The 23,552-nt window shown below is 54.7% G+C and carries 22 protein-coding genes and 1 tRNA gene; 13 read left to right on the top strand and 10 right to left on the bottom strand.

All coding sequences use genetic code 11. From position 1 onward, the window contains the following. Position 1: 1 nt before the first annotated feature. On the bottom strand, positions 2 to 325 hold the full coding sequence (locus TU82_RS15275) for a hypothetical protein (RefSeq protein WP_057723981.1): 324 nt from the start codon (positions 323 to 325) through the stop codon (positions 2 to 4). Between the two features lie 104 nt (positions 326 to 429). Beyond that, positions 430 to 1,398 (bottom strand): LysR substrate-binding domain-containing protein, encoded by a 969-nt coding sequence (locus tag TU82_RS15270; RefSeq protein WP_231982780.1) that lies wholly within the window; start codon positions 1,396 to 1,398, stop codon positions 430 to 432. Positions 1,399 to 1,500: 102 nt separating this feature from the next. Between TU82_RS15270 and TU82_RS15265 the strand changes: the two genes are divergently transcribed. Both TU82_RS15265 and TU82_RS15260 read left to right on the top strand, forming a co-directional pair. Next, complete coding sequence (locus tag TU82_RS15265) at positions 1,501 to 2,427, top strand: DMT family transporter (protein WP_057723980.1); 927 nt, start codon at positions 1,501 to 1,503, stop codon at positions 2,425 to 2,427. Then, positions 2,424 to 3,227, top strand: coding sequence for an NAD(P)H-dependent oxidoreductase (locus TU82_RS15260; protein WP_057723979.1), 804 nt, complete (start codon positions 2,424 to 2,426; stop codon positions 3,225 to 3,227). The genes TU82_RS15265 and TU82_RS15260 overlap by 4 nt, the downstream gene beginning before the upstream one ends. Before the next feature lie 43 nt (positions 3,228 to 3,270). On the opposite strand, the gene TU82_RS15255 is transcribed toward TU82_RS15260, so the two are convergent. The 4 genes from TU82_RS15255 to TU82_RS15240 form a co-directional block, all read right to left on the bottom strand. Next, the gene (locus tag TU82_RS15255; protein ID WP_057723978.1) at positions 3,271 to 5,628 is read right to left on the bottom strand and encodes an FdhF/YdeP family oxidoreductase; all 2,358 of its coding nucleotides are present in this window, start codon (positions 5,626 to 5,628) and stop codon (positions 3,271 to 3,273) included. A gap of 230 nt (positions 5,629 to 5,858) precedes the next feature. After that, entirely contained in the window at positions 5,859 to 6,470 is a 612-nt protein-coding gene (locus TU82_RS15250; RefSeq protein ID WP_057723977.1) for a LysE family translocator, read from the bottom strand. A 33-nt stretch (positions 6,471 to 6,503) separates the two neighbouring features. Next, positions 6,504 to 7,820 (bottom strand): serine hydroxymethyltransferase, encoded by a 1,317-nt coding sequence (locus TU82_RS15245; RefSeq protein ID WP_057723976.1) that lies wholly within the window; start codon positions 7,818 to 7,820, stop codon positions 6,504 to 6,506. A gap of 41 nt (positions 7,821 to 7,861) precedes the next feature. Beyond that, a complete protein-coding gene (locus TU82_RS15240; protein ID WP_057723975.1) occupies positions 7,862 to 8,626 on the bottom strand; it encodes a HalD/BesD family halogenase in 765 nt (254 codons plus the stop codon). A gap of 177 nt (positions 8,627 to 8,803) precedes the next feature. On the opposite strand from TU82_RS15240, the gene TU82_RS15235 reads away from it, so the two are divergent. After that, complete coding sequence (locus TU82_RS15235; protein WP_057723974.1) at positions 8,804 to 9,259, top strand: Lrp/AsnC family transcriptional regulator; 456 nt, start codon at positions 8,804 to 8,806, stop codon at positions 9,257 to 9,259. Between the two features lie 293 nt (positions 9,260 to 9,552). Here the strand turns inward: TU82_RS15235 and TU82_RS15230 are convergent, their stop codons facing one another. Then, positions 9,553 to 10,377, bottom strand: a complete 825-nt coding sequence (locus TU82_RS15230) for a GIY-YIG nuclease family protein (protein ID WP_057723973.1) — start codon at positions 10,375 to 10,377, stop codon at positions 9,553 to 9,555. Between the two features lie 135 nt (positions 10,378 to 10,512). Continuing rightward, positions 10,513 to 11,232 (bottom strand): endonuclease NucS domain-containing protein, encoded by a 720-nt coding sequence (locus TU82_RS15225; protein WP_082632023.1) that lies wholly within the window; start codon positions 11,230 to 11,232, stop codon positions 10,513 to 10,515. 321 nt (positions 11,233 to 11,553) lie between these two features. Here TU82_RS15225 and TU82_RS28695 point away from each other — a divergent pair, with 321 nt between their 5' ends. From TU82_RS28695 to TU82_RS15215, 3 genes are all read left to right on the top strand, one after another. Beyond that, a complete protein-coding gene (locus tag TU82_RS28695) occupies positions 11,554 to 12,639 on the top strand; it encodes a hypothetical protein (RefSeq protein ID WP_156421664.1) in 1,086 nt (361 codons plus the stop codon). Between the two features lie 100 nt (positions 12,640 to 12,739). Then, positions 12,740 to 14,428, top strand: coding sequence for a hypothetical protein (locus TU82_RS29005; RefSeq protein ID WP_197678325.1), 1,689 nt, complete (start codon positions 12,740 to 12,742; stop codon positions 14,426 to 14,428). 425 nt (positions 14,429 to 14,853) lie between these two features. Continuing rightward, the gene (locus TU82_RS15215; RefSeq protein ID WP_057723971.1) at positions 14,854 to 15,162 is read left to right on the top strand and encodes a DUF3077 domain-containing protein; all 309 of its coding nucleotides are present in this window, start codon (positions 14,854 to 14,856) and stop codon (positions 15,160 to 15,162) included. Between the two features lie 164 nt (positions 15,163 to 15,326). Here TU82_RS15215 and TU82_RS15210 read toward each other — a convergent pair. Beyond that, positions 15,327 to 15,411: transfer RNA gene (locus tag TU82_RS15210), tRNA-Leu, on the bottom strand. Between the two features lie 108 nt (positions 15,412 to 15,519). Between TU82_RS15210 and queA the strand changes: the two genes are divergently transcribed. The 6 genes from queA to TU82_RS15180 all read left to right on the top strand — a co-directional run bounded on the left by queA (position 15,520) and on the right by TU82_RS15180 (position 21,593). Beyond that, complete coding sequence (queA, locus tag TU82_RS15205; protein WP_057723970.1) at positions 15,520 to 16,569, top strand: tRNA preQ1(34) S-adenosylmethionine ribosyltransferase-isomerase QueA; 1,050 nt, start codon at positions 15,520 to 15,522, stop codon at positions 16,567 to 16,569. A gap of 5 nt (positions 16,570 to 16,574) precedes the next feature. Next, a complete protein-coding gene (gene tgt / locus TU82_RS15200) occupies positions 16,575 to 17,690 on the top strand; it encodes a tRNA guanosine(34) transglycosylase Tgt (protein ID WP_162276164.1) in 1,116 nt (371 codons plus the stop codon). A 43-nt stretch (positions 17,691 to 17,733) separates the two neighbouring features. Next, complete coding sequence (gene yajC / locus TU82_RS15195) at positions 17,734 to 18,072, top strand: preprotein translocase subunit YajC (protein ID WP_003175975.1); 339 nt, start codon at positions 17,734 to 17,736, stop codon at positions 18,070 to 18,072. A 63-nt stretch (positions 18,073 to 18,135) separates the two neighbouring features. Next, positions 18,136 to 20,004: a protein translocase subunit SecD gene (gene secD, locus TU82_RS15190; protein WP_057723968.1), complete on the top strand. Its 1,869-nt coding sequence runs from the start codon at positions 18,136 to 18,138 to the stop codon at positions 20,002 to 20,004. A gap of 9 nt (positions 20,005 to 20,013) precedes the next feature. Then, complete coding sequence (gene secF, locus TU82_RS15185) at positions 20,014 to 20,928, top strand: protein translocase subunit SecF (protein WP_057723967.1); 915 nt, start codon at positions 20,014 to 20,016, stop codon at positions 20,926 to 20,928. A 122-nt stretch (positions 20,929 to 21,050) separates the two neighbouring features. After that, positions 21,051 to 21,593, top strand: coding sequence for a glycine zipper 2TM domain-containing protein (locus TU82_RS15180; protein ID WP_005791197.1), 543 nt, complete (start codon positions 21,051 to 21,053; stop codon positions 21,591 to 21,593). 225 nt (positions 21,594 to 21,818) lie between these two features. Here the strand turns inward: TU82_RS15180 and suhB are convergent, their stop codons facing one another. After that, positions 21,819 to 22,634 carry a type III secretion system regulator SuhB gene (suhB, locus tag TU82_RS15175; protein ID WP_003175971.1) on the bottom strand — a complete coding sequence of 272 codons (816 nt, stop codon included), beginning with the start codon at positions 22,632 to 22,634 and terminating at the stop codon, positions 21,819 to 21,821. Between the two features lie 145 nt (positions 22,635 to 22,779). Here suhB and trmJ point away from each other — a divergent pair, with 145 nt between their 5' ends. Beyond that, positions 22,780 to 23,550 (top strand): tRNA (cytosine(32)/uridine(32)-2'-O)-methyltransferase TrmJ, encoded by a 771-nt coding sequence (trmJ, locus tag TU82_RS15170; protein WP_057723966.1) that lies wholly within the window; start codon positions 22,780 to 22,782, stop codon positions 23,548 to 23,550. Positions 23,551 to 23,552: the final 2 nt, after the last annotated feature.

Raw genomic sequence — 23,552 nt, 5'->3', positions numbered from 1 at the left:
TTCAAGCCCGCCGCACTTTGCCGGCGAGCCAGGATAGCGCTATCGCCGGAATCGAGAGAATAGCCGCATACAGGATGCCAACTCCCAGCAACGGTGAAGCACCGGAGGCAACCAACATCACCGGGATCTGAGCAAGCATTACCACGGCACCTGCGGACCACTGGGCGCTTTTTAGCACGGCTCCAAGCATTGCTGACAGAGCAAGCGCGGCGGGATAGATGAGGATCCAATAACTGGCCAAGTCCCAAGGTTCCTTGGTTCCTGTAATTGCTGAAACAATAATCCAAAAAAACAGGGACACAACGCAGGTAGCAGTGAATGCCATGATTTTCCTATTCGACTTCGTCGAAAGACCGTTGGACGCATTCGCAAACGCGAAAAGGGGACCGCGAAAAAGGGACGGAATTAATTTTCCTGGGCTTCAAATGATCAATTTTTTTGAATTCGCTGCGCTACGTCGCAAAGCCACCGGCGCAACAGCTGTGCTGCCTCACCCAGCACCACATCCTTGGCCTGAACCAAATAATAGCCCTTGCCAGTCTTCAGTACAGCGTCAAACACAGGTACGAGAAGGCCTCTTTCTACATCTTCCTCAACCAGCCAAGGGCTGGTGAGCACTAAACCCTGATCGCGGCGCGCCGCGTCGATTGCCAGCTCAGACTGATCGAACTTGAGGCTGCTGGAGAAGCTATCGGGGGACATACCGACCGATGATAGCCATTGAGACCAGTGAGCATGAGACGTCGTATAGATCAAGGTTGCTCCCGGCAAACAATCAAGGCTATGCAACTGGAGCCGTTCGCGGTAAGCCGGGCTGGAATAGACCCTGACCTCGTCTGGCAAGAGCAGTTCTGCGTTCACGTCACTGCTATATCCATCGAAATGCCGCACCGCCAGGTCGCAGGTAGCGTCATGGAAATCCACGTTATCGGTGGATGCGCTCAAGTGCAGTTGCACTTCTGGATGCCGCTCCGTGAACGATGGCATCCGCTTTGCGAACCAGGAGTTCGCGAACGCCGGCGGCAAGCTTAACCGTACCTGCCTGTCTCTAAGACCCCGCACGGCCAGGTTGGCTGTCTCCAGCTGGCGAAGCGCCGGCTTGACCTGCTCCCAGTAGCTCAGCGCCTGCGCCGTGGGTTGCAGCCTGCGCACATTGCGTATGAACAGTGGCGTTCCCAGCCAACCTTCCAGCTTGTGAATCTGTTGCCCTACCGCTCCCGGCGTCACGAACAACTGGCTTGCAGCAAGGCTGACGCTGCCGGTGCGCATGACCGCGTCAAAGCATGCGATGGCCCTGAGGGGCGTATCAGCTCTCATGGCGTAGTTTTTCTCTTCTATAGATCGAAAACATATGATTTGTAGCGGCTTGCGTACTTTCCCACAATCGAATTTCGCCATCGGCTGTTTGGCCAGCCGAGTGAGAAATAAATTGTTGTCCAAACCAATGATAAAAGGTGCCGAAAAGTGAGGAAGTCAGTAGACGGGGCTGCCACGGCGGTAATGGTGTTGCTGTGTCTCATCTGGGGCGCCCAGCAGGTGGCAATCAAGGCGGTTGCCGGTGACATAGCACCGCTCATGCAGGTCGCCGTTCGCTCCGGAGTCGCTGCAGCCTTGGTCTGGCTGATCGGAAAATCGATCATGCGGGAAGTGTGGTTACCCGGCGTCTGGTGCCGCTCCGGATTGGTCGTGGCCGTACTGTTCGCGAGTGAATTTCTGTTCATCGCGCAAGGGTTACGCTGGACAAGTGCTTCGCATATGGCGGTTTTCCTTTATACGGCGCCCTTATTTGCCGCCATTGGTCTGCACCTGCGCTTGCCGGAGGAACGGCTTAGCGCGATTCAGTGGTTGGGTATGTCGCTGGCGTTCGCAGGCATTGCCATCACCTTCCTCATGCCACGCGATGGAACAGCCATTCAAACCTCTAACACAAACAGCCTGCTGGGTGACCTGCTGGGCTTGTGCGCGGGCGCTGCCTGGGGATTTACGACGGTAGCGGTGCGTACGAGTCGCCTAAGTGAAGCACCCGCAACCCAGACCCTGTTTTACCAACTGGCAGGGGCCTTTCTCCTTCTGCTGCCTTTGAGCCTGCTAGCGGGCCAAAGCGCAATGAGTTTTTCAACCGGTGCAGTGGCCAGCCTGGTTTTCCAGACATTGATCGTGTCAGTGGCAAGCTACTTGATCTGGTTCTGGATGCTTCGTCGCTACCTCGCGGCTCGCCTGGGAGTGCTGGCCTTCATGAGTCCGCTGTTTGGCGTATTGATGGGTTACCTGTGGCTCAAAGAGCAGACGAGCATCGGGTTTCTGCTGGGCGCAAGCCTGACTATTGTCGGCCTGCTCGTGGTGAGTCTCAGCAAAGCGGTCGGACAGAATCGGGGCGATAGACGTTATCCAATATCGAAAAACCGCAAAGAGAGGCTGCAGTTATGAAGACGTTAATCGTATTGGCGCACCCGGAACCACGCTCTTTCAACGGTGCCCTAAAGGACGTAGCTGTTGAAACGCTGCGCGAACTCGGCCACCAGGTTCAGGTGAGCGATCTCTACGCGATGAATTGGAAGGCTGAGCTGGGCGTTGGTGACTTCCCCGATAATCGCGCCGATCCTGACTATCTCAATCTTCCCCGCGAGCAAGAACATGCGTTTGCAAACAACGCTCACACCGACGACGTCAAAGTCGAGCAAGCGAAAGTCATGTGGGCTGACCTGGTGATTTTTCAGTTTCCTGTGTGGTGGTTTTCGATGCCGGCCATTCTGAAAGGCTGGGTAGACCGGGTGTTAAGTCGCGGGTTCGCGTACTCATCGGGGCACAAGTATGGATCAGGCCTACTCAAGGGCAAGAGGGCCATGCTTTGCCTGACCACGGGCACCGCGAGCAGCCTTTATACACCTGCTGGCATTGATGGCGACTTGCATCACATACTCTGGCCTATCCATAACGGCATTTTGGCTTATACCGGTTTCACCGTTCTTCCGCCGTTTGCTGCATGGATGCCGGCACAGCTCAGCGATGACGAACGTCAGCAATATCTGAATTCATATGCTGACTACCTGCGAAGCTTGGAAGCGGTGCAGCCGCTGTTTTTTCATCCACATGAAGACTATGACGACAACCAGCAGCTGAAACCCGGGATTGAAGCCCGCTCTGGTGTGCAGTGGAATCCACGTGCAGGACAAAGTTTTGAACAGGCTGCATCCCGTTTCTCAGGGCAGCCTAAGTCTAAAATCTAGCTCTCATGCTGGCCGGCACCGGAAAAACGCTGTACCACGAGCCCTAACTAGCCGCCGCAATCAACCCGCGTCGTTGCAAAGCCACTTGCGCCTCCTCTGGATTCATCCGCACCAAGTTCACCGGGATGGATTTCGCCGCCGGTGTGTTACTGCGGCTATCCCGATTCGCCAGTGGCAGCAGGCCGTTGGTCTCCGGGTAGTACGCGGCGCAACAGCCTTGCGGTACGTCGAAGGGAATGACCTTGAAACCGGGCGCACGACGCGGCGTTGTCACGTCCAGCGCCGTCTGGAACTCGACATAATCCCCCGCCTTGAGCCCCAGGCGCTCGATGTCCTGCGGGTTGAGCATCACCACCATACGGTCGCCATAGATACCCCGGTAACGGTCATCGTTTGAATACACCGTGGTATTGAACTGGTCATGGCTGCGGATCGTCATCAGTTGCAAATGATCAGCGCCCGGTGGCGTGTCGTCCTCATCAAAAACCCCTTCAGGAAAGAGAAAGTTGGCCTTGCCTGACGCGGTGTTCCACGTGCGCTCGCTGGCGCCATTGGGCAGGCGGAAACCGCCGGGCTCCTTGATGCGCTGGTTGAAGTCATAAAACTGCTCGGGCAACACTGCTTCGATCTTGTCGCGAATGCGCGCGTAATCGTTCACGTAGCTGTCCCAATCCACCTTGGAGTTGGACGCAAGCGTCGCCTTGGCCATACCGGCGATGATCGCCACTTCGGAGATCAGGTGTTTCGACGCAGGTTCCAGCATGCCGGTGGAGCCGTGCACCATCGACATCGAGTCTTCGACCGTCACGGTTTGCGCCACACCGTTCTGCATGTCCAGCTCCGAGCGGGCGATGCACGGCAGCAGAAAGGCTTTCTGGCCATGCACCGTTGCACTGCGGTTGAGCTTGGTATTGACCAGCACAGTCATTTTCAAGCGGCTGACGGTGGGACAGACCACATCGATATCCGGGATGGCCCGGAAGAAATTGCCGCCCATGGAAATAAACGCCTCGACCTCACCGCGCAGCAGTGCTTCACAGGCTTCGGCCACATCATGCCCACCTTTGCGGGACGCCTCGAACCCGAACACCTTGCTCATACTGGCCAGGAACGGCTCGCCGGCTTTTTCGTAGATGCCCATGGTGCGGTCACCCTGCACATTGGAGTGGCCGCGAATAGGGCAAGCACCCGCGCCCAGCTTGCCGATGTTGCCGCGTAACAACAGCAGATTAATGATCTGCTGCATCGCGTCGCCACCGCGCTTGTGCTGAGTAATGCCCATGCCCCAGCAACAGATCACCCGCTCCGAACGCATGTACACCGCCGCCACATCCTCCAGCGCCTGACGCGTCAGACCCGAATGACGCTCGATGATTTCCCACGGCAGCTGTCGGCAGTAGTCGGCGAACGGCTCAAGGCCGTGGGTGTGCTCGTCGATGAAGGCGACATCCAGCACACGGGGCAGCCCTTCACGCTGAGCCGCATCGTCCGCTTCAATCACCGCCTTGCAGATGCCCTGCACGGCAATCATGTCGCCGCCGATCCTGACCTGATGGTACTGGGAGCTGATCTTTACCCCGCTGCGACTGAGCATGTCGCGCGGGTCCTGGGGTGATGCAAAACGCACCAGGGCTTTTTCGCGCAACGGGTTGAACGAGATGATGCTCGCGCCACGGCGTGCGGCGGCATGCAGCTCCGACATCATGCGCGGGCTGTTGGTCCCGGGGTTCTGACCGAAGATGAAAATGGCGTCGGCGTTCTCGAAGTCCTCCAGCGTCGTGGTGCCTTTGCCCACGCCGATCGACTCGGGCAGCGCCACACTGGTGGTCTCATGGCACATGTTCGAGCAGTCAGGAAAGTTAGCCATGCCATACAGGCGGCCAAACAACTGATACAAAAACGCCGCCTCGTTCGAGGTACGCCCCGAGGTGTACAACTCCAGCTTCCACGGGTCGCTCAGCTGGCGCAGCTCCTGCCCGATCTCGGCGAAAGCCTCGTCCCAACTGACGGGCAGGTACTTGTCGCTGCCCGCGTCATAGCGCATCGGCTCGGTGATACGGCCCTGGTCTTCCAGGTCGTGATCGCTCCAGGTGGCCAGCTCACTGACCGTATGCTGAGCGAAGAACTCCGGCGTGACGCGTTTTTTGGTCGACTCCCAGGCCAGGGCCTTGGCACCGTTCTCACAGTATTCAAAGGTGTGCGGCTTTTTTGGGTCTGGCCAGGCACAGCTGGGGCAGTCGAAGCCGTCCGGTTTGTTCATGGACAGCAGGGTGCGGTTGCCTTTGAGCAGGATGTGCTGGTGGAGCAGGTGCTTGTTGACGGCGTTTAGGGCAGGCCAGCCGCCGGCGGCCGAGCCGTCGGACTGGGAGCCTTGCAGCTGGGGATTTTTGGGTTCAGACATTGCGGGGGGTCTCCCTGTTGACGTCCGTGGAGGCGTGGTGCGTATGGTTGTGATGCATACGGGTAGGGAGAATTCGGCTTGGTCGACGAGCGTTAGCGACCAGGTGGATGGGTGGGAGGTTCAGTCAGGGGGCAAGCTGTTCAGACAAAGCTCAACCCCCCGATACAGTCGCTCCAGAACGAAAAGTGGACTGATTTATTTTATCCTTGGATAAATCCGTCCCCTTTTTTTCACTGCATAAATGACCAGGCTACCGTTACTATCATCAACGCTGCGAAGCTTATGTTGAGTACTCGGCTCCAAGTGGGGTGGATGAATAATTTGCGCAGCGTACTCCCTGCCAAAAGCCAGAAAAAATCGAACACTACACAGACTAATAGACAGATAGATGCCTTGGTAAATATCTCCCATGTTGGCGTAACGCCTAGTGTAAAGCTGCCTAGTAAGGCGGCAAAGGCGGCATAGGCTTTGATGTTCGCTACTCCTAGCACAAAGCCCGCACCCAGCCCCGGGCTTATTGCTGCTTGCTCGTCGTTGATCGGTGGGGCAGTAGCAATGGCAAAGGCCAGATAAAGAATATAAAGGATGGATACGCCAGCGAGCCCCACGCCCAATAAGGGAAAGCTATGTAAAAAAACAAACAACCCCGAGGAGACTAGCGCCATGGCTATGATCAGCCCCACGGTAATGCCCGCGAAGAACCGGACTGAGCGTCTCATGCCGTAGGCAGCGCCGTTCGCGGCCAAGGCCAGTGTGGCCGGACCAGGACTGGCAAGTAGCGCGATGGCGGCAACAGCGAACGTAAACGTCGCTTGATAGACAGAAAACAGAGTTTCGGGCATTTGCGCTTTCCTGTCAGGCAGAATAATGGTGGGCTATTGGGGTAATCCATGTTCGTGGCAGTAGTACACCGTTCTGTAATTTTTCATGAAGTCGATCACACTATTGGCTACCGCCATTGGATCTTCCCGGTGTAGTAAAACTTTTGCGATCTTCTCGGCGATCCACTCCATTTCCATCTCTTTCATCCCCAAGCGGGTAACTTCGATGGTGCCTAGTCGAATGCCGGATTCCCTGTGAGGATCAATGTCCCAGGGCAAGGGCATTTCATTGGCAATGATGTTGGCTGCCTCCAGCCGCTGAACAGCATCGCGACCGCACTCAAAAGGTTTTGAATCAATAACGATCTGATGCGTTTGGGTATAACCCTGCTCTCGATAAAATGCCGTCACTCCTAGGTTATCCAGAGACTTTGCAAGCGCTTGGGCGTTGCGAACCACCTGTGTCATATAGGCGGTGCCGAACTCAAGCATTTCGGTTGCCGCCACTGCGAGTGCGGCCACGCGATTGATTTGGTGACTGCCGGTCAGGGTTGGGAAAATTGCCGTGTTGATGGGGGCTGTCAAATCAGGATCATTCCAGGCGATGATTCCACCTTGTGGGCCGCTGAACGTTTTTCCGGAAGATCCAGTCATCAGGTCAGCCCCCTCTTTAAGGGGATTCTGAAAAAGACCTGAACTGATCAACCCGAGTTGATGGGCAGCGTCGAAATATACTTTTCCACCCCAAGGCGAAACAATACCTTTTATATCATTGATAGGAAGTGCAAACAGTGTGAGCGTCATCCCCAGCCCGATGACCGCTGGTTTCAACTCCTGGGCAATCTCACTGAACCGATTGAGGTCGACTTCGCTGGTTTTATGAATAAAGGGTATATCCCAGATCTTCAACCCCCTCACACCCGGAGGTCCATTCGTTCTGTTGCTGGTATCTCCACCCCTTATAACGGGTACCGTCATGATATTGTCTTCGGGTCGAGTTAATGCAGTGTAAGCTGCGAGTACTGCCGCCATTCCGCCCATTAATCTATGGTCAGCATACCGCGCATCAAATGTCATCTTCAGCAGTTCTACGCACAACGATTCCAGTTCGTCGATATTCTTCATTCCCGAAAAAAAACGGTTGTCACGACCGATATGCCCGCCCGATGCGCGTATACCCACTTCACTGGAAAGAAGCGCCCGCACGGACGGGCTAGTCGGTGACTCGGCCGCCACGAGATTGATGCACTGTTGCCCACGCCACTGCTCATTTCGTGCGACGGCGGCTCTTACCAGGTCGGCCATGGCGGAGTGTGACTGAGCTTGTTTTAATAACGCGCTGGCGTTCTGAAGGCATTGGGCATCGTGCATAGTCTTAATCCCGTGGGGCCTATGGATAGTGGGCGGGCGTTTCAAGTCAGGCTTTTAGCAGCCTCTGCATGCTGGTTCTCCCACCACCGATCATTACCGTGCAGGTTCTTATCGAGGTATTTTTCATCCGCCCATGTCATGTTCAATATGATTCTAGTGGCATCTTCATTGAGTGGGATGGTGCGATGGAGCGTCGTATCGGTACGCAGAAAATAGATATCTCCCGTTTTAAACCCATATGTGGCAATCGGGTTATTGCACAGGATTTCATGGATTCTGGGATTGGATTTATCCCAAGAGGTATGAGGAACGCATTGCAGCATCCCACCCTTGGAAATGGGGGGTGTCTCGATAATCCAGATCAGTGCGAAACTGTAATCGCCCCAATGCCAGCCATGAGTGTCGCCTTTACGCTCCTGCTTGGTGATCAGGTATTCTTCATCCTTGGAGACTGAAGCAATAATTTTGGTATCTGCAATCAGCGACAATGTATCGAGTAGGATTTCACTTTTTGACAGTGCACTAATGAGCTCACTGTTTTCTGCGATAAACTCGCTGCGCACCACACTCATATATCGAGGCGTATTATCGGTGGTCGCCAGATGTAGATCCCGCCGTTCAATCTGGCGATCAATCAGCCCGTTGACTTCATTGGTGATCTGCTGGCGCAGGACGTCGTCTACGATGTCACGCACCTTTATAAATCCATTTCGAGCGAACTCATTGCGCAGTGAGAATATTCTCTGCTCAGGAAAGTGCTCATCATAATGTTTCTGCAGAATAGTATTGTTAAGTGCGTAATTCATTTCAATTCTCCTGAAAGCAAATTAAGCGGATGTGGGGCTGTTATAGCTGGCAGTGCAGCGCGTAACCTTTCGAAAAAAACAATAGAAGCGAATTTTAGAAAAATCTATTATTTTTTCATGAATCCATGGTATGTAATATTTTCTTGTGATTTCTTCACGTTTTGTAAGGTCCGCTGTATGAAAAAGCTTACAAAGAGCGATCGAAAATTAGATGCTATTGACCGCGCCCTTGTTTTTGCGCTCTACGAAAACTCTCGGACCTCCATCCGTGCGCTCAGCCGCCAAGTGGGCTTGTCTGCTCCCGGTTGCAGCGAGCGTCTCAAGCGCCTGGAGGTAGCGGGTGTCATTACCGGGTTTAGTGTAGAGCTGGATGCACACGCTTTGGGATTTGCGCTACAGGCACTGGTACGGGTAAAACCATTGCCGGGGAAGTTTCAAGAGGTTGAAGGATTGATCAAAAAACTTGAAGAGTGTGTGGTTTGCTACAAAATCACGGGTGACGATAGTTTTGTCTGTCATCTTTATATTGATTCGGTGCAGCACTTGGATCAGACGTTGCAACAAATAACGCAGTTAGCCGACACTAATACTTCAATAATAAAGACTGTTGAGCGCAAGCTGCCCGCTTTATGAATAATCTTATATGTAGGCCAAAAAAATTATTGTTGTACGATGCGGTCGGGTAGTTACGAATTCAATTGAACCAGCCGCAACTGCCGCTGGGGGGGTTCCTGAAGGTCTGCGTGGATAAGCGATGCAGGTATACCGACAGGTTCGACGCGTATGGATGGAAATAGTCGTTGATATGGGCCGGTCCGTAGCGATTGACGCTTGCGGTTTCGCTGGTGTAATGGAAGTGAAAAGCCTTCGACTGGTGAGCATTGCAGTCACGGCAGCCCCGCCTTTCGGTATTGCGCTAATGAGAGTCAGTTTCCGTTCAAACCGCTATCGCGAGTCAGCAAACGGCGTTTCCAGCGGATTTCCTTCAGCATCATTTCTTCCTTGCCGGTGTGCTTGTCTGCGATTTCAAGGATGCTGAACCTGAAATTCTCCGCGAAATCCTTGCCGCGCTTCGTATGCAGATTTCTGATTCGAACGTTTCCACCATGCCCGCTATTAGCGTAGTTCGACCATCGATCCCATAGGCCGCCCGTACCGGTCGCTGAGCCGACATAAAGCTGTTCTTCATCCTTCGTGCGGTCAGAAATCAGGTAGACGCCCGCCACGCTGGACAGGGCTGTCTGCCAGGATTCCAAGGCTTGGTTGACGATGATTTTCAACTCAGCGTGGGACACGTCCACTTCCTTGAAACCGGGGAACCTGCCAACCGTCAGTGGTTTTTCCAGAATGGAGGACACGACCATGCTTCTGAGGCAGGTATCCAGCCAAAGGTAATTGCCTCGGGGCTTTGTGTAGTCGAGGATCAAGCGTCCTTCCAGTTCGGCAAACTCAGGTACACGGCGGTAGTCGTAAACGAAGTCCCGATTCTCCTTCTTGGCCTTCGTGTCATTGAGCTTCAAAGAGTCGTACACGCCTGCCAGAAGCCATTTCTTCGTGCCCGGTAGTTCGACCAGACCGATCACATACTCACACTCAAAATTGCGTCGAGACTGCCACGATTGCCACTCGTCAAAATTCCCTGCCAGGTACACGTCCATTGGATGTTCAAGTCCGTTGTGCTGGGCGAGATGCACCTTCGTGTTTGGGACTTTGAGAGAGGGGAGGAGGCTGGTTAGAAGCTGAATCAGCATGAGGTGGCTCTGGTGAGTTTGTGGAAGGCAACCGTCAAGGATTTGCTCGAATCGCGTAGGGCTTCGAGGAAGGTTCAGGAATGGTTGGTACGTGTACGTGATGAAGTACGTCGAGATAGGCAAAGCGGTTTGAAACTACTCACGTTCTGACCCTGGCCCATCCGCTTCGAAGATTTGGTTCAGGCTGAATGCTACTTCATACTCAAAAAGCGAGACATTCGGCACTGCCACGATAGCGTGACGTAGGTTTGAACTGATGGATTTCGCAACAATGACACCCTTCACCGTCTTCCCTTGCGCAAGATTCTTCTTGATCCAGCCCATGTAGCGGCTGATCTGACCGATAGCACGGTCTGCCACACGTCCGCGTTTCAATTCGAAGATCACGAACGAGTCATCTGAATCCAATGCGAGAATGTCGACTGGACCCACGCCAGTAGGGTATTCAACTCCATCACGACCTTGAGAATCGACGTAGAGGCGAAGGGATTTGCCTTCCAGTTTCAGTGATTCGATGTTGTGAGATATGAAGTCGCGTAGCTGCCATTCCAGTTCAAAAACCGTCTCTCGGTCTGAGTCGGGCGTGTCTTGGTCTTCAAGAGCCAGGTCGTCGTCCTCGATAGTTTGGATAGCGGTTTTAGGTGTGCCGGGATGCAGGACAAGAACCTGTGTTTCAGTTTCCTCAGTGACCCAGCCCATGCGAGTGAATGCACGACGAAGCTGCTGAGAGTTTGTGTTTGGATCGATAGGTGGTGCTTCATTGGGATTCTGACGGCACCATTCTTTCATCGGATAGAGAGTGGGCTCACCATCCAAACCGACCAAAACGACAGAGTATTTCTTGGGTGGCTGCATCTGGGGGCGTCCATGATTGATGATTTACACGGGCAGCGTAGCTGGAAGGGCATAGGACTGCCACGGTGGCGGGGTTGCTTGTCCGATTGAACAAATTTCAGCAATAAAACCGGCGTAACGGTTGTACGAAAAAGGGCCGCAGGCTAGCCCAGTGATTACGGAGATCACTTTTTGAGAGTTTTAGAGGGTGCGAAACATCCAATAATGACGCTGTAAGATCTAATTTTATTGAGTTGATCGCTATTATCTGGCTTAGTGGCTAAGGCGTAAATATCTTAAACTTCATTTGGTGTGCGCCTAACCTAAGCAAGGAGCCACAGTATGGATTGGTACCCAGTATTGAGAGAGCTGCACTTATATGGTGGTGGGCGTGTTCTAAATGGAATGGATCAAAAAGCAGATCTTCGACCCAGTGCAATGAGTGGGAAGATCGCAAGCTTGAATATCAAAAGCTATGGCAGTTTTTATGGTGATGTAAAGCGCCTAGGCTTTCAGATTATTGGATGTGATTTTTTTCATACGGAGGATCAGGCGAAGAGCTTCTCTCCGCCAGAGTGGAGGTGTCTCAATACAGCAGGCTCTCCAACGTGGCTTTGTACGGATCAAGGGCATGATTGGTCCTTTATAGCAAACACCGCATTCTTACAAAGAAGTGGGGTTTTTTACGATATGGCTTCTCGTATTTCCCATCAGATAAAAGCTTGTGAGTGGAGGCTTCGACAGTTATCTGAAGCATACTCTGATCAATTAAATGGGCGTCTGTTCTCTAAAACATTTAAAGCTAATGAGCGCTTTCTTGATGGTCACACCTCTTTGTGCTACTTGGCCCTACAGTCATTTCTGGTCGACGGCTGCACCCTCAGAGATTATCTCTGTGAATTTTATTCGGAGGCGATTATAAGAAAGAAGGACCCTTCTGCTCCAAAAATTACCGCTTTAAGCGGCCTATTAAAATTTTGGCGCTCTAATCCACCTCATGATAAAGCAGGCAAAGAGCTCAGGGCTTCATCTCTGCCTGACAATTGGCTCTATGAGCTAGGTGCATATCGCGATTTAGTCGTACATGTCGCACCTTTGGCAAATGCAGCAAAAACTCTTTTGGCTTTCACAAAGACTATTGAGTTTCAGGGGGAGCTATTGCCTGCTATACAATTACCGATCCCCTTAAAGCCCGCTGAGATAAAGAGCAGTCGCACGACGGGACAATACTTTGATGATCCGAACTTGAATTTTGCGCGAGGCCTTAATTTTATTGAGGATATGGAATCGTCGAGGGATGCACTTGAATATGCTCATATATCTATGCAGCAGCTCGGCGCTTTATGTAGTTCAGTTTCTCATATATCTCCTTTTGCGCCCGAAGTTCCCATCGTCACGCCAATAAACCTGAAAGTTACGAAGGAATGAGATAGCTGTCAAAAGAAAAACGGGGTTTACCTTTAGAGGGCGTTGATTTTGCTCAAGTGATGAAGGTTCCCTATTTATGCAGTCACAGGAGGAAGGGAAGTTGTCTAACGAAATTTGTTACGGGTTTGTGTGCTTTTTTTCATTGGATCCAAATGGGCCAAAGATTTTTGGGCTGTCTGAATTTCTTGCCGGGCTTGCATTAATGGTACTCGCTTGGACCACTGCCGATGTTTTATATCGTTTTCGTATCGCTGCTGCGCCTTGGCCCCTTCGTATAATAACTTTCTATATCGTAGCGGTAGTCGGTATATTGACACTTTTAACTGATCTTTGGCGTGCAGAGGGGTGGTACGTTATTAAAGGAAGTATTTTGTCGCCGCCTTTCTGGCAGGCAATTTTAGGCGGCGTGTATATAGCCACATTTTTATCTTGGGCTTGGTATGCTTTCATAAAACCACCGGTTTTCTCCCGAAAAAATGCAAGGCATTATGCTAGTGCACTTTACAGAGTTATACTCAAAGGCTCGGTAGCGGAGTTGTCCGTGATTTCGGATGAGCTTTCGTTCTCAGCTAAAAATCTTATCACTTATGCCACGAATTTTAACAAATATGGGGGTAAACCAGAAAAAACAATACAAAAAAAGCCGGAGGAAGCTTATGCGGATATCTTGCTATTGCTGATTGCTGATAAGAAGTTCTGCAGAGCTATAGTCCAATCTGCTCCGGGTACCGCATTGTCTTTTTTTGAGGAAATAGGAAAGCAAAAGAAATATGGCGTTCAAGTAGAAGCGTTTGCTAAGAATATTGTATTTGAAGCAATAGCAAATAAAGATTCATTTTTGTATCACGAAGGTAATGGTTATGAGTCTGGACTATTGGGTTACCATAAACCTCTCAGTCAAGCTATGTTTTCTGACTCTGCATTAGTTGATGGCGTAGGAACGCTTTTGAATCCTGACCCCCTAGGGCAGTGGAAGTGGGAGGCGTATAAATGGGAGGTTTACTCTCGAATCGTTTTAATGGTATTCGAAGATAAAGTACACAAAGATTTCTGGGGGCAGTCATCTGCTCTTTCAGAGGCGTTGCGCCATATTGGGGAGGCGGTATCAGGTCTATACCAAATTAATGGTGCCGAAAAATACATAAGAGGCGAATGTGAGCAAGAGAAGCTGCGGATTGTGGTTGATTTCATAAGCGACACTGTCCGAATTCTTGATGAAAAAGGAGTGCCCGAGTTTTTGCCAATGAAAACTTCCAGTTTAAGGCAAGGGGAAACCATTTATGACGAAGTGGCGAGGTTGGCTTTTGCCGTGATTTTAAATGCAGCCAAAATTAAATCTCCAGCAACGTTATGCTGGATGGTTCAATACAACGCAGTTTGGGGAGAGCTGGCAGGCTATAAGTTTAGTGGGTCGGCTGGAAAGATAGTGCAGTATAAACTGCGACGACTTCTATATGATGAGATGGAGAATATGAGTAAATTTCCGAACTATAAAAGCGCTCTTATTTTTGGGTTCCTTTTGAATGTTGTAGCTTTTTTTCCTAAGGGGAGTGTTGTAGGTCATGAAAAAATTCTAAAAAAACTTACTCGCGGATGGTTGAAGAAAAACTATGCTTCTCTCCGTATTCATAATCCTACAGTAGCTGATGCTTGTCTTGTTGATGGGATTACTTATGATGTGGATAAATTCAGGCTTGTAAAGGTATATAGTGTAAATGCTCTTAGAAAAAAACCACGATTTGTTTATTTACAACTAGATTCTCCTCGTCCAAGTTTTGACATTATTTAATGGGCAGTGAGAAACGACGGGTTTTTTCCTAGTTGATCGAACTAATCGTATTACACGGAAATTTTTCGCGACAGATACTGACTTTCTGCCCCGCACGCTTCTGAGCTACCTTCCCACCGTCGCTGCAAATTCAGTGACCGGGCCTGATAACCCGTGGAACAATAGGCGCTCATGCGTCTCCAGCACCATGCCGACGCTTTTTTTGCGTCCGCACAACCATGTTATGGCGGCTGTGCGCGGGAGGCCTTCGGGCCTGCCGGGTTCCTATTGTCCCGGTTTATCAGCCTGCGCACAGCTGCCACCCTTTCGCCTGATAACGAATGTGGCAGCTTCTCGACATTAGGAGCTAAGTCCATGAGCGTTTCTGATCAGTCATACCCTCGCAATCCCGCAACCCATACCTCCACCAACCAGGGAGGTGCCCAATGATCAACCCACCCCTCAACAAAACCCTCGGCGTCATCACCTTTTCCACCTGCGGCAAACAGCCCAACCTCCACCGCCTATTCCGCGTCAATTCCGGCGTCCCTATCCGCGATGCTCTGGAACATGCCTCCGAGCTTCTCCACTGTTCAAAAATGCTGGCATTGGATGCAGCAATGGATAACAGCGCGGATCGCTATGCCTGGGCAGCACATTATTTGGGGGAGATGGCGAAGGCGGTGGTGGATGATTTGGCGAATGGGATGTTGCCGAATGGGGTGACGGAGGAGGGGGATTCGGTTGGGGTGTAGGCAGGTGGTTTGAGGGTGTTGGGGCTGGCGCAATCGCAGGCAAGCCAGCTCCCACATTTGGAGCGTGTTTCAGGTTGATGGTGTGCGGTGAAGGTGAGTCAGCTGACTGCCACTTTTCTACAGACGAAAAAAAAGACCTTGAATTTCAAGGTCTTTTTTTAAGATGGTGCCCCGAGGGAGAATCGAACTCCCACTTCTTTCGAAAACGGATTTTGAATCCGCCGCGTCTACCAATTCCGCCATCAGGGCTCAATGGCGGCGAAGTATAGAGATGAGATTACCGTTGGTCAATCACGTTTCATGGTCAATTTTAACTATTTCCGCTAGACTTCCCGGCCCTGCTAGACGAACCCCATCATGCGCGTTGCTGACTTTACTTTTGAGCTCCCTGATTCGCTGATCGCTCGCCACCCGTTGGCCGAGCGTCGCGCCAGTCGACTGCTGACCCTGGACGGGCCGAGCGGTGCCCTCGCACACCGTCAATTCACTGATTTGCTTGAGCATTTGCGCCCGGGCGATTTGATGGTGTTCAACAATACCCGGGTGATTCCGGCGCGGCTGTTTGGCCAGAAAGCCTCCGGCGGCAAGCTGGAAATTCTGGTGGAAAGGGTGCTGGACAGCCATCGTGTGCTGGCCCATGTGCGCTCCAGCAAGTCGCCGAAACCGGGGTCGAGCATCCTCATTGATGGCGGTGGCGAGGCCCAGATGGTCGCGCGCCATGATGCGTTGTTCGAGCTCAGGTTTGCCGAAGAGGTGTTGCCGCTGTTGGAGCGTGTCGGCCATATGCCGTTGCCTCCTTATATAGACCGCCCCGACGAAGACGCGGACCGCGAGCGCTATCAAACCGTGTACTCCCAGCGCCTCGGTGCCGTGGCCGCGCCGACGGCCGGGTTGCATTTCGATCAGCCGCTGCTGGATGCGATTGCCGCCAAGGGCGTCGAAAGCGCCTATGTGACCCTGCACGTGGGGGCCGGGACGTTTCAGCCGGTGCGTGTGGAGAACATCGAAGACCACCATATGCACAGCGAGTGGCTGGAAGTCAGCCAGGACGTGGTGGACGCGGTCAATGCGTGCAAGGCGCGCGGCGGGCGGGTGGTGGCGGTGGGCACCACCAGCGTGCGCTCGCTTGAGAGTGCGGCGCGTGATGGCGTGCTCAAGCCGTTCAGTGGCGACACCGATATCTTTATTTTTCCAGGCCGGCCGTTTCATGTGGTCGATTGCCTGGTCACCAATTTCCATTTGCCGGAATCCACGCTGTTGATGCTGGTGTCGGCCTTTGCCGGTTACCCGGAAACCATGGCGGCTTATCAAGCGGCCATCGCCAACGAGTACCGCTTTTTCAGCTACGGTGATGCGATGTTTATCACCCGCAACCCGGCGCCGCGCGGCCCAGAGGAACAACTATGAGTCGTATGTCGTTTGAATTATTGGCCACCGACGGCAAGGCCCGTCGTGGTCGCGTGACCTTCCCGCGCGGCACCGTGGAGACCCCGGCGTTCATGCCGGTCGGTACCTACGGCACCGTCAAGGGCATGCTGCCGCGTGACATCGTCGCCACCGGCGCCGAGATCATCCTCGGCAATACCTTCCACCTGTGGCTGCGCCCGGGCACGGAAGTGATCAAGAAGCATGGCGACCTGCATGACTTCATGAAGTGGCAGGGCCCGATCCTCACCGACTCCGGTGGTTTCCAGGTGTTCAGCCTGGGCGCCATGCGCAAGATCAAGGAGGAGGGCGTGACCTTCGCCTCGCCGGTGGACGGTTCCAAGGTGTTCATGGGCCCGGAAGAATCGATGCAGGTACAGCGCGACCTGGGCTCCGACATCGTGATGATTTTTGACGAGTGCACGCCGTACCCGGCTGACGAAGACGTCGCGCGCGTCTCCATGGAGCTGTCGTTGCGCTGGGCCCAGCGTTCGAAGAACGCCCACGGCGACAACACGGCGGCGCTGTTCGGCATCGTTCAGGGCGGCATGCACGAAAGCCTGCGCAAGCGCTCGCTGGAAGGCCTCGACAAGATCGGCTTTGACGGCCTGGCCATCGGCGGTCTGTCGGTGGGCGAGCCCAAGCACGAGATGATCAAGGTGCTCGACTACCTGCCGGGCCTGATGCCCGCAGACAAACCTCGTTACCTTATGGGCGTTGGCAAACCGGAAGATCTCGTAGAGGGTGTGCGCCGCGGTGTGGACATGTTCGATTGCGTGATGCCAACCCGTAATGCCCGCAATGGGCATCTGTTCATCGATACAGGCGTGCTGAAGATCCGTAACGCGTTCCATCGCCATGATGATTCGCCGCTCGATCCGACCTGCGATTGCTATACCTGCCAGAACTTCTCCCGTGCTTATCTGCACCATCTGGACAAGTGTGGGGAAATGCTGGGTAGCATGTTGAATACCATCCACAATTTGCGCCATTACCAAGTCCTGATGGCTGGTTTGCGCGAGGCTATTCAACAGGGTACATTGGCCGCCTTCGTCGATGCCTTCTATGCCAAGCGCGGGCTCCCTGTGCCGCCCTTGGACTGAGTTTCCCGACCCTAAGATTCACTATTTGCAACTGGAGTGCTAAATGAGCTTTTTTATCTCTAACGCCATGGCTGACGCCGCTGCGCCTGCTGCTGCCGGCCCGATGGGCGGTGGTTTCGAGTGGATTTTCCTGGTCGGCTTCCTGGTCATCTTCTATCTGATGATCTGGCGTCCACAGGCCAAGCGCGCCAAAGAGCAGAAGAACCTGCTGGGCAGCCTGCAAAAAGGTGACGAAGTTGTGACCACTGGCGGCATCGCCGGCAAGATCACCAAGGTTTCCGATGCTTTCGTGGTTCTGGAAGTCTCCGACACCGTAGAAATGAAGTTCCAGAAGGGCGCCATCGCCGCCACGCTGCCAAAAGGCACGCTCAAAGCGATCTAAAGTAACAACCTTTACCAATCGACGGGGCGCGCAAGGCGCCCCGCGTTATAAGCGGGCGGCGTGATGCTGAACAAATACCCTCTGTGGAAATACGTACTGATCCTGGCGGTGCTGGCGATCGGTTTTATTTATTCCGCTCCCAATCTCTATCCTGATGACCCGGCGATCCAGATTTCTGGTGCCAGCACTTCGCTGCAGGTCAATCAGGCTGATCTGGACCGTGCGAGCAAAGCGCTCACCGACGCGGGCATCCAGGTTAAAGCGGCAACCTTGGCAGCTGGTTCCAAAGGCGGCTTGTTGCGCCTGACCAAGCAAGAAGACCAATTGCCGGCCAAGGATGTTGTACGTAAGGCTATGGGTGACGACTACGTTGTCGCGCTCAACCTGGCACAGACCACGCCACAATGGCTGCGCAGCATTGGCGCGCACCCGATGAAGCTGGGTCTGGACTTGTCCGGTGGTGTGCACTTCCTTCTGGAAGTCGACATGGACAAGGCCCTCGACGCACGCCTGAAAGTCTATGAAGGCGATGTGAAGAGCCTGCTGCGCAAAGAGAAACTGCGTTATCGCAGCCTGCCGCAGCTCAACGGTGCCATCCAGCTGGGCTTCTCTGATGAAGCGTCCCGCGAACAGGCCCGTGCGCTGATCCGCAAGAACTTCAACGATTTCGACATCGTACCGGCCGACCTCAACGGTCAGGCTGTACTGCGTCTGGCGATGAGCCCGGCCAAGATCGCGGAAATCCGTGAATATTCCATCAAGCAGAACTTGACCACGGTGCGTAACCGCGTCAACGAGCTGGGTGTGGCCGAGCCGATCGTGCAGCGTCAGGGCGCCAACCGCATCGTGGTTGAACTGCCGGGCGTGCAGGACACCGCTGAAGCCAAGCGTATCCTGGGTAAGACCGCCAACCTGGAATTCCGCCTCGCGGCTGAGCCGGGTGCTACCCGCGCGACGTCCGAAGAGTTCGAGTTCCGTGAGGGCAACCGTCCTCCTGCCTTGATCGAGCGTGGCTTGATCATCACCGGTGACCAGGTGACCGACGCCAAGGCCGGTTTCGGCGAGCACGGTACGCCTGAAGTGAACATTCGTCTGGATGGCCATGGCGGCGAGCTGATGAGCCGCGCCACGCGCAGCAACGTGGGCCGCAGCATGGCGGTGATCTTCATCGAACAGCGCCCGGTGACCACCTACACCAAGCAGATGGTCAACGGCGTCGAGAAAGACGTACCGGTACAGACCTTCAAGGAAGAGAAGAAGATCATCAGCCTGGCGACCATCCAGTCTCCGCTGGGTGCGCAATTTCGCATCACGGGCCTGAACGGTCAGGGTGAATCTTCCGAACTGGCCCTGCTGTTGCGTGCCGGTGGTTTGGCGGCGCCGATGTACTTCGCTGAAGAACGTACCATCGGCCCGAGCCTGGGTGCCGACAACATCACCAAGGGTGTCGATGCGGCGCTGTGGGGCATGTTGTTCGTGTCGCTGTTCATCATCGCCATCTACCGCTTCTTCGGCGTCATCGCCACTGTGGCCCTGGCGGGCAACATGGTGATGCTGCTGGCATTGATGTCATTGCTGGGCGCAACCCTGACCCTGCCGGGTATCGCCGGTATCGTCCTTACCATGGGTATGGCGGTGGACGCCAACGTGCTGATCTTCTCGCGGATCCGTGAAGAGATCGCCGCGGGCATGACCGTACAGCGTGCAATCAACGAAGGCTTCGGCCGGGCATTTACCGCGATTCTCGACTCCAACCTGACCACCTTGCTGGTCGGCGGGATTCTCTTTGCTATGGGCACCGGCCCCGTCAAAGGTTTTGCGGTAACCATGTCCCTCGGTATCTTTACCTCGATGTTCACGGCCATTCTGGTGACCCGCGCAATGGTCAACCTGATCTTTGGCGGACGTGACTTCAAGAAGTTGTGGATTTAAGGGGCTGCCATGTTACGTACAATCAACTTCATGGGCGTTCGCAACATTGCGTTCGGCGCCACTGTGCTCCTTACCGTTCTGGCGTTGTTCAGCTGGTTCCATAAGGGCCTGAACTACGGTCTGGACTTCACCGGCGGTACGCTCATCGAGCTGACCTACGAGAAGCCGGCCGACGTTACCCTGGTGCGCAACGAGCTGGTCAAGGCCGGCTACCACGAAGCCGTGGTGCAGAACTTCGGCGCGACCACCGACCTGCTGGTGCGCATGCCTGGCGAAGACCCGCAACTGGGTCACCAGGTGGCCGAGGCCTTGCAGAAGGTCGGCGGCGACAACCCGGCGTCGGTTAAGCGTGTCGAGTTCGTCGGCCCGCAAGTCGGTGAAGAGCTGCGCGACCAGGGCGGCCTCGGCATGCTGATGGCGCTGGTCGGCATCATGATCTACCTGGCGTTCCGCTTTCAGTGGAAGTTCGGGGTCGGCGCCATTGTGTCGCTGATCCACGACGTGATCGTGACCGTGGGTATCCTGGCGTACTTCCAGATCACCTTCGACCTGACCGTATTGGCGGCCGTGCTGGCGATCATTGGTTACTCCCTCAACGACACCATCGTGGTATTCGACCGGGTTCGCGAGAACTTCCGCGTACTGCGCAAGGCGACGTTGATCGAGAACATCAACATCTCCACTACCCAGACCTTGCTGCGGACCATGGCGACGTCGATCTCCACCTTGCTGGCGATCTCGGCACTGATGATCTTCGGGGGCGACAACTTGTGGGGCTTCTCCCTGGCGCTGTTCATCGGCGTACTGGCGGGTACCTACTCGTCGATCTACATCGCCAACGTGGTGCTGATCTGGCTGAACCTCAACAGCGAAGACCTGATCCCTCCGGCCAGCACTGGCAAGGAGGTCGACGACCGTCCTTGATGGGCGTTTGTTGATCGGCGGTACAAGAAAGGCACGAGATTGAACTCGTGCCTTTTTTTTGGCTCCAAGGCTGGGTATAGCGCGGATCTTTCGGTCCGCTTGTGATGGTCAGGAGGTTCAACGTGAACAAGTCGTTGCTGGTTGGTGCGGTATTGGGTGCTGTCGGTGTGACTGCCGGGGGCGCTGTTGCCACCTACAGCCTGGTAAAAAGCGGCCCTGAGTATGCGCAAGTGCTGGCGGTGCAGCCGGTAAAAACCCAGATCAAGACCCCGCGTGAGGTCTGCAAGGATGTCACCGTGACCCGGCAGCGTCCGGTGCAGGATCAGCATCAAATCGCCGGTACCGTCGTAGGCGCCCTGGCCGGCGGCCTGCTCGGCAACCAGATCGGTGGCGGTAACGGCAAGAAGCTGGCCACGGTAGCCGGTGCGGTGGGTGGCGGTTATGCGGGTAACAAGGTTCAGGAAGGTATGCAGAACCGTGATACCTACACCACTACCCAGACTCGCTGTAACACCGTGAATGACATCAGCGACAAGGTGGTGGGCTACGACGTACGTTACAACCTGGATGGCAAGGAAGGCACTGTGCGTATGGAGCGTGATCCAGGCGGCCAGATTCCGGTGGATAAGGAAGGGCGCCTGATCCTGGGTCAGAACCAGCAGTAATCAAGGGCCATGCACAGATTCAAAAAACTGTGCAATCCAAAATGTGGGAGGGGGCTTGCCCCCGATAGCGGTGGGTCAGTCAGCTGATAAGGTGCTGACCCACTGCAATCGGGGGCAAGCCCCCTCCCACATTTGATATGTATTGCTGCTGATGCATGGGTTGGCTCAAAATGCCCAGGCATAAAAAAAGCACCCCCTCAGGGGTGCTTTTTTGTGCCTGCTCGCTTAGCGCTTCAGCGAAGCCGGCAAGTGCGGCTGGATCGCCGTCAATACTGCCTTGAAGCATTTGGTGTTGCCGGCAACCACGTGGCCTTTTTCCAGGAAGTCGTGACCGCCGGTGAAGTCGCTCACCAGGCCGCCCGCTTCTTGAATCAGCAGGGCGCCTGCAGCCATGTCCCACTCGGACAGGCCCGACTCCCAGAATGCATCAAAACGGCCGGCGGCGACATAAGCCAGGTCCAGGCTCGCAGCGCCGGCGCGACGGATGCCGGCGGTCTGGCCAACCAGGGCGCGGAACATGCCCAGGTAATTTTCCAGGTTGTCCATCTGGTCGTCGCGGAACGGGAAGCCGGTGCCCAGCAGGGCGCCGTCCAGGCTGGTGCGGCCGCTCACGCGCAGGCGACGGCCATTGAGCTGGGCGCCACGGCCACGGCTGGCGGTGAATTCTTCCTGGCGGACCGGGTCGAGCACGACGGCGTGTTCCAGGCGACCACGGTATTTGCACGCGATGCTCACGGCAAAGTGCGGGATGCCGCGCAGGAAGTTGGTGGTGCCGTCCAGTGGGTCAATGATCCACAGGTAGTCTTCGCCTTCGCCGCTGCCTTTGTGCAGGCCGGTTTCTTCGCCGAGGATGCCGTGGGTAGGGTAGGCCTTGCGCAGAGCGTCGATGATTTTCTGTTCGGCGGCGCGATCCACCTCGGATACATAATCCTTGGCGTCTTTTTCGTCGACCTTGATGGTATCCAGGCGCTCGATGGAGCGGAAGATCAATTCACTGGCGCTGCGGGCGGCGCGCAGCGCGATATTCAGCATGGGCTGCATGGATAGGTCACCTAAGGTTGTTAAAGAAAGCCGAGCAGTTTAGCAGAAACTTTCTTCAGGTGAAGGACGACGTTAGCTTTCATGGCATAACCTTGGGCTGTTCTGTAAGATTTGCTCCCCTTTCCCGTGTCCGAGAGCGCCTCCCTTGCTGCAAAACATTCGTGTCGTCCTGGTCAATACCAGCCACCCCGGCAACATCGGCGGGGTGGCGCGTGCCATGAAAAACATGGGGCTGACGCGCCTGGTGCTGGTCGAGCCGCGCCTGTTCCCGCACCATGAGGCCGACGCCCGCGCGTCCGGCGCCAATGACCTCCTGGAAAAAGCCCAGGTCGTCGCCACCCTGGAAGACGCCTTGGTCGGCTGCAACCTGGTGCTGGGCACCAGCGCCCGCGACCGCCGCATTCCCTGGCCATTGCTGGACCCGCGTGAGTGCGGCACCAAGGTGGTGGAAGAGGCCGCCGGCGGTGCTGAAATCGCCCTGGTGTTCGGTCGTGAAGACTCCGGCCTGACCAATGAAGAGCTGCAGCGATGTCATTACCATGTGCACATTCCATCGGACCCTGAATTCAGTTCGCTGAACCTCGGGGCAGCGGTGCAGGTGCTGACCTACGAAGTGCGCATGGCCTGGCTGGCCGCTGAAGGCCAGCCGAGCAAGATGGAGAAGGATGAAGTTGCGTCGACCAAAAGTGGCGAGCTGGCCACGATGGACGAGCTGGAGCGGTTCTATGAGCACCTGGAACAAACCCTGGTGGCCATTGAATTCCTCGATCCTGAAAAGCCACGGCACTTGATGGCGCGCCTGCGCCGCCTTTACGGACGCAGCTCGGTCAGCCGGGCAGAAATGAATATATTGCGTGGCATCCTCACGGAAACCCAGAAAGCGGCCCGTGGCGAGCTGCTTAAGCGGAAGGATTAAAA

The sequence above is a fragment of the Pseudomonas orientalis genome (assembly GCF_001439815.1).
In the GTDB taxonomy this organism is placed as follows: Bacteria; Pseudomonadota; Gammaproteobacteria; order Pseudomonadales; family Pseudomonadaceae; genus Aquipseudomonas; species Aquipseudomonas orientalis.
This window is presented reverse-complemented; position numbering and strand designations above follow the sequence as displayed.

Coding starts and splice junctions, on each gene's coding strand:
- TU82_RS15275 (WP_057723981.1), bottom strand. CDS start 325: ATGGCATTCACTGCTACCTGCGTTGTGTCCCTGTTTTTTTGGATTATT.
- TU82_RS15270 (WP_231982780.1), bottom strand. CDS start 1,398: ATGGCGAAATTCGATTGTGGGAAAGTACGCAAGCCGCTACAAATCATA.
- TU82_RS15265 (WP_057723980.1), top strand. CDS start 1,501: ATGGTGTTGCTGTGTCTCATCTGGGGCGCCCAGCAGGTGGCAATCAAG.
- TU82_RS15260 (WP_057723979.1), top strand. CDS start 2,424: ATGAAGACGTTAATCGTATTGGCGCACCCGGAACCACGCTCTTTCAAC.
- TU82_RS15255 (WP_057723978.1), bottom strand. CDS start 5,628: ATGTCTGAACCCAAAAATCCCCAGCTGCAAGGCTCCCAGTCCGACGGC.
- TU82_RS15250 (WP_057723977.1), bottom strand. CDS start 6,470: ATGCCCGAAACTCTGTTTTCTGTCTATCAAGCGACGTTTACGTTCGCT.
- TU82_RS15245 (WP_057723976.1), bottom strand. CDS start 7,820: ATGCACGATGCCCAATGCCTTCAGAACGCCAGCGCGTTATTAAAACAA.
- TU82_RS15240 (WP_057723975.1), bottom strand. CDS start 8,626: ATGAATTACGCACTTAACAATACTATTCTGCAGAAACATTATGATGAG.
- TU82_RS15235 (WP_057723974.1), top strand. CDS start 8,804: ATGAAAAAGCTTACAAAGAGCGATCGAAAATTAGATGCTATTGACCGC.
- TU82_RS15230 (WP_057723973.1), bottom strand. CDS start 10,377: ATGCTGATTCAGCTTCTAACCAGCCTCCTCCCCTCTCTCAAAGTCCCA.
- TU82_RS15225 (WP_082632023.1), bottom strand. CDS start 11,232: ATGCAGCCACCCAAGAAATACTCTGTCGTTTTGGTCGGTTTGGATGGT.
- TU82_RS28695 (WP_156421664.1), top strand. CDS start 11,554: ATGGATTGGTACCCAGTATTGAGAGAGCTGCACTTATATGGTGGTGGG.
- TU82_RS15215 (WP_057723971.1), top strand. CDS start 14,854: ATGATCAACCCACCCCTCAACAAAACCCTCGGCGTCATCACCTTTTCC.
- queA (WP_057723970.1), top strand. CDS start 15,520: ATGCGCGTTGCTGACTTTACTTTTGAGCTCCCTGATTCGCTGATCGCT.
- tgt (WP_162276164.1), top strand. CDS start 16,575: ATGTCGTTTGAATTATTGGCCACCGACGGCAAGGCCCGTCGTGGTCGC.
- yajC (WP_003175975.1), top strand. CDS start 17,734: ATGAGCTTTTTTATCTCTAACGCCATGGCTGACGCCGCTGCGCCTGCT.
- secD (WP_057723968.1), top strand. CDS start 18,136: ATGCTGAACAAATACCCTCTGTGGAAATACGTACTGATCCTGGCGGTG.
- secF (WP_057723967.1), top strand. CDS start 20,014: ATGTTACGTACAATCAACTTCATGGGCGTTCGCAACATTGCGTTCGGC.
- suhB (WP_003175971.1), bottom strand. CDS start 22,634: ATGCAGCCCATGCTGAATATCGCGCTGCGCGCCGCCCGCAGCGCCAGT.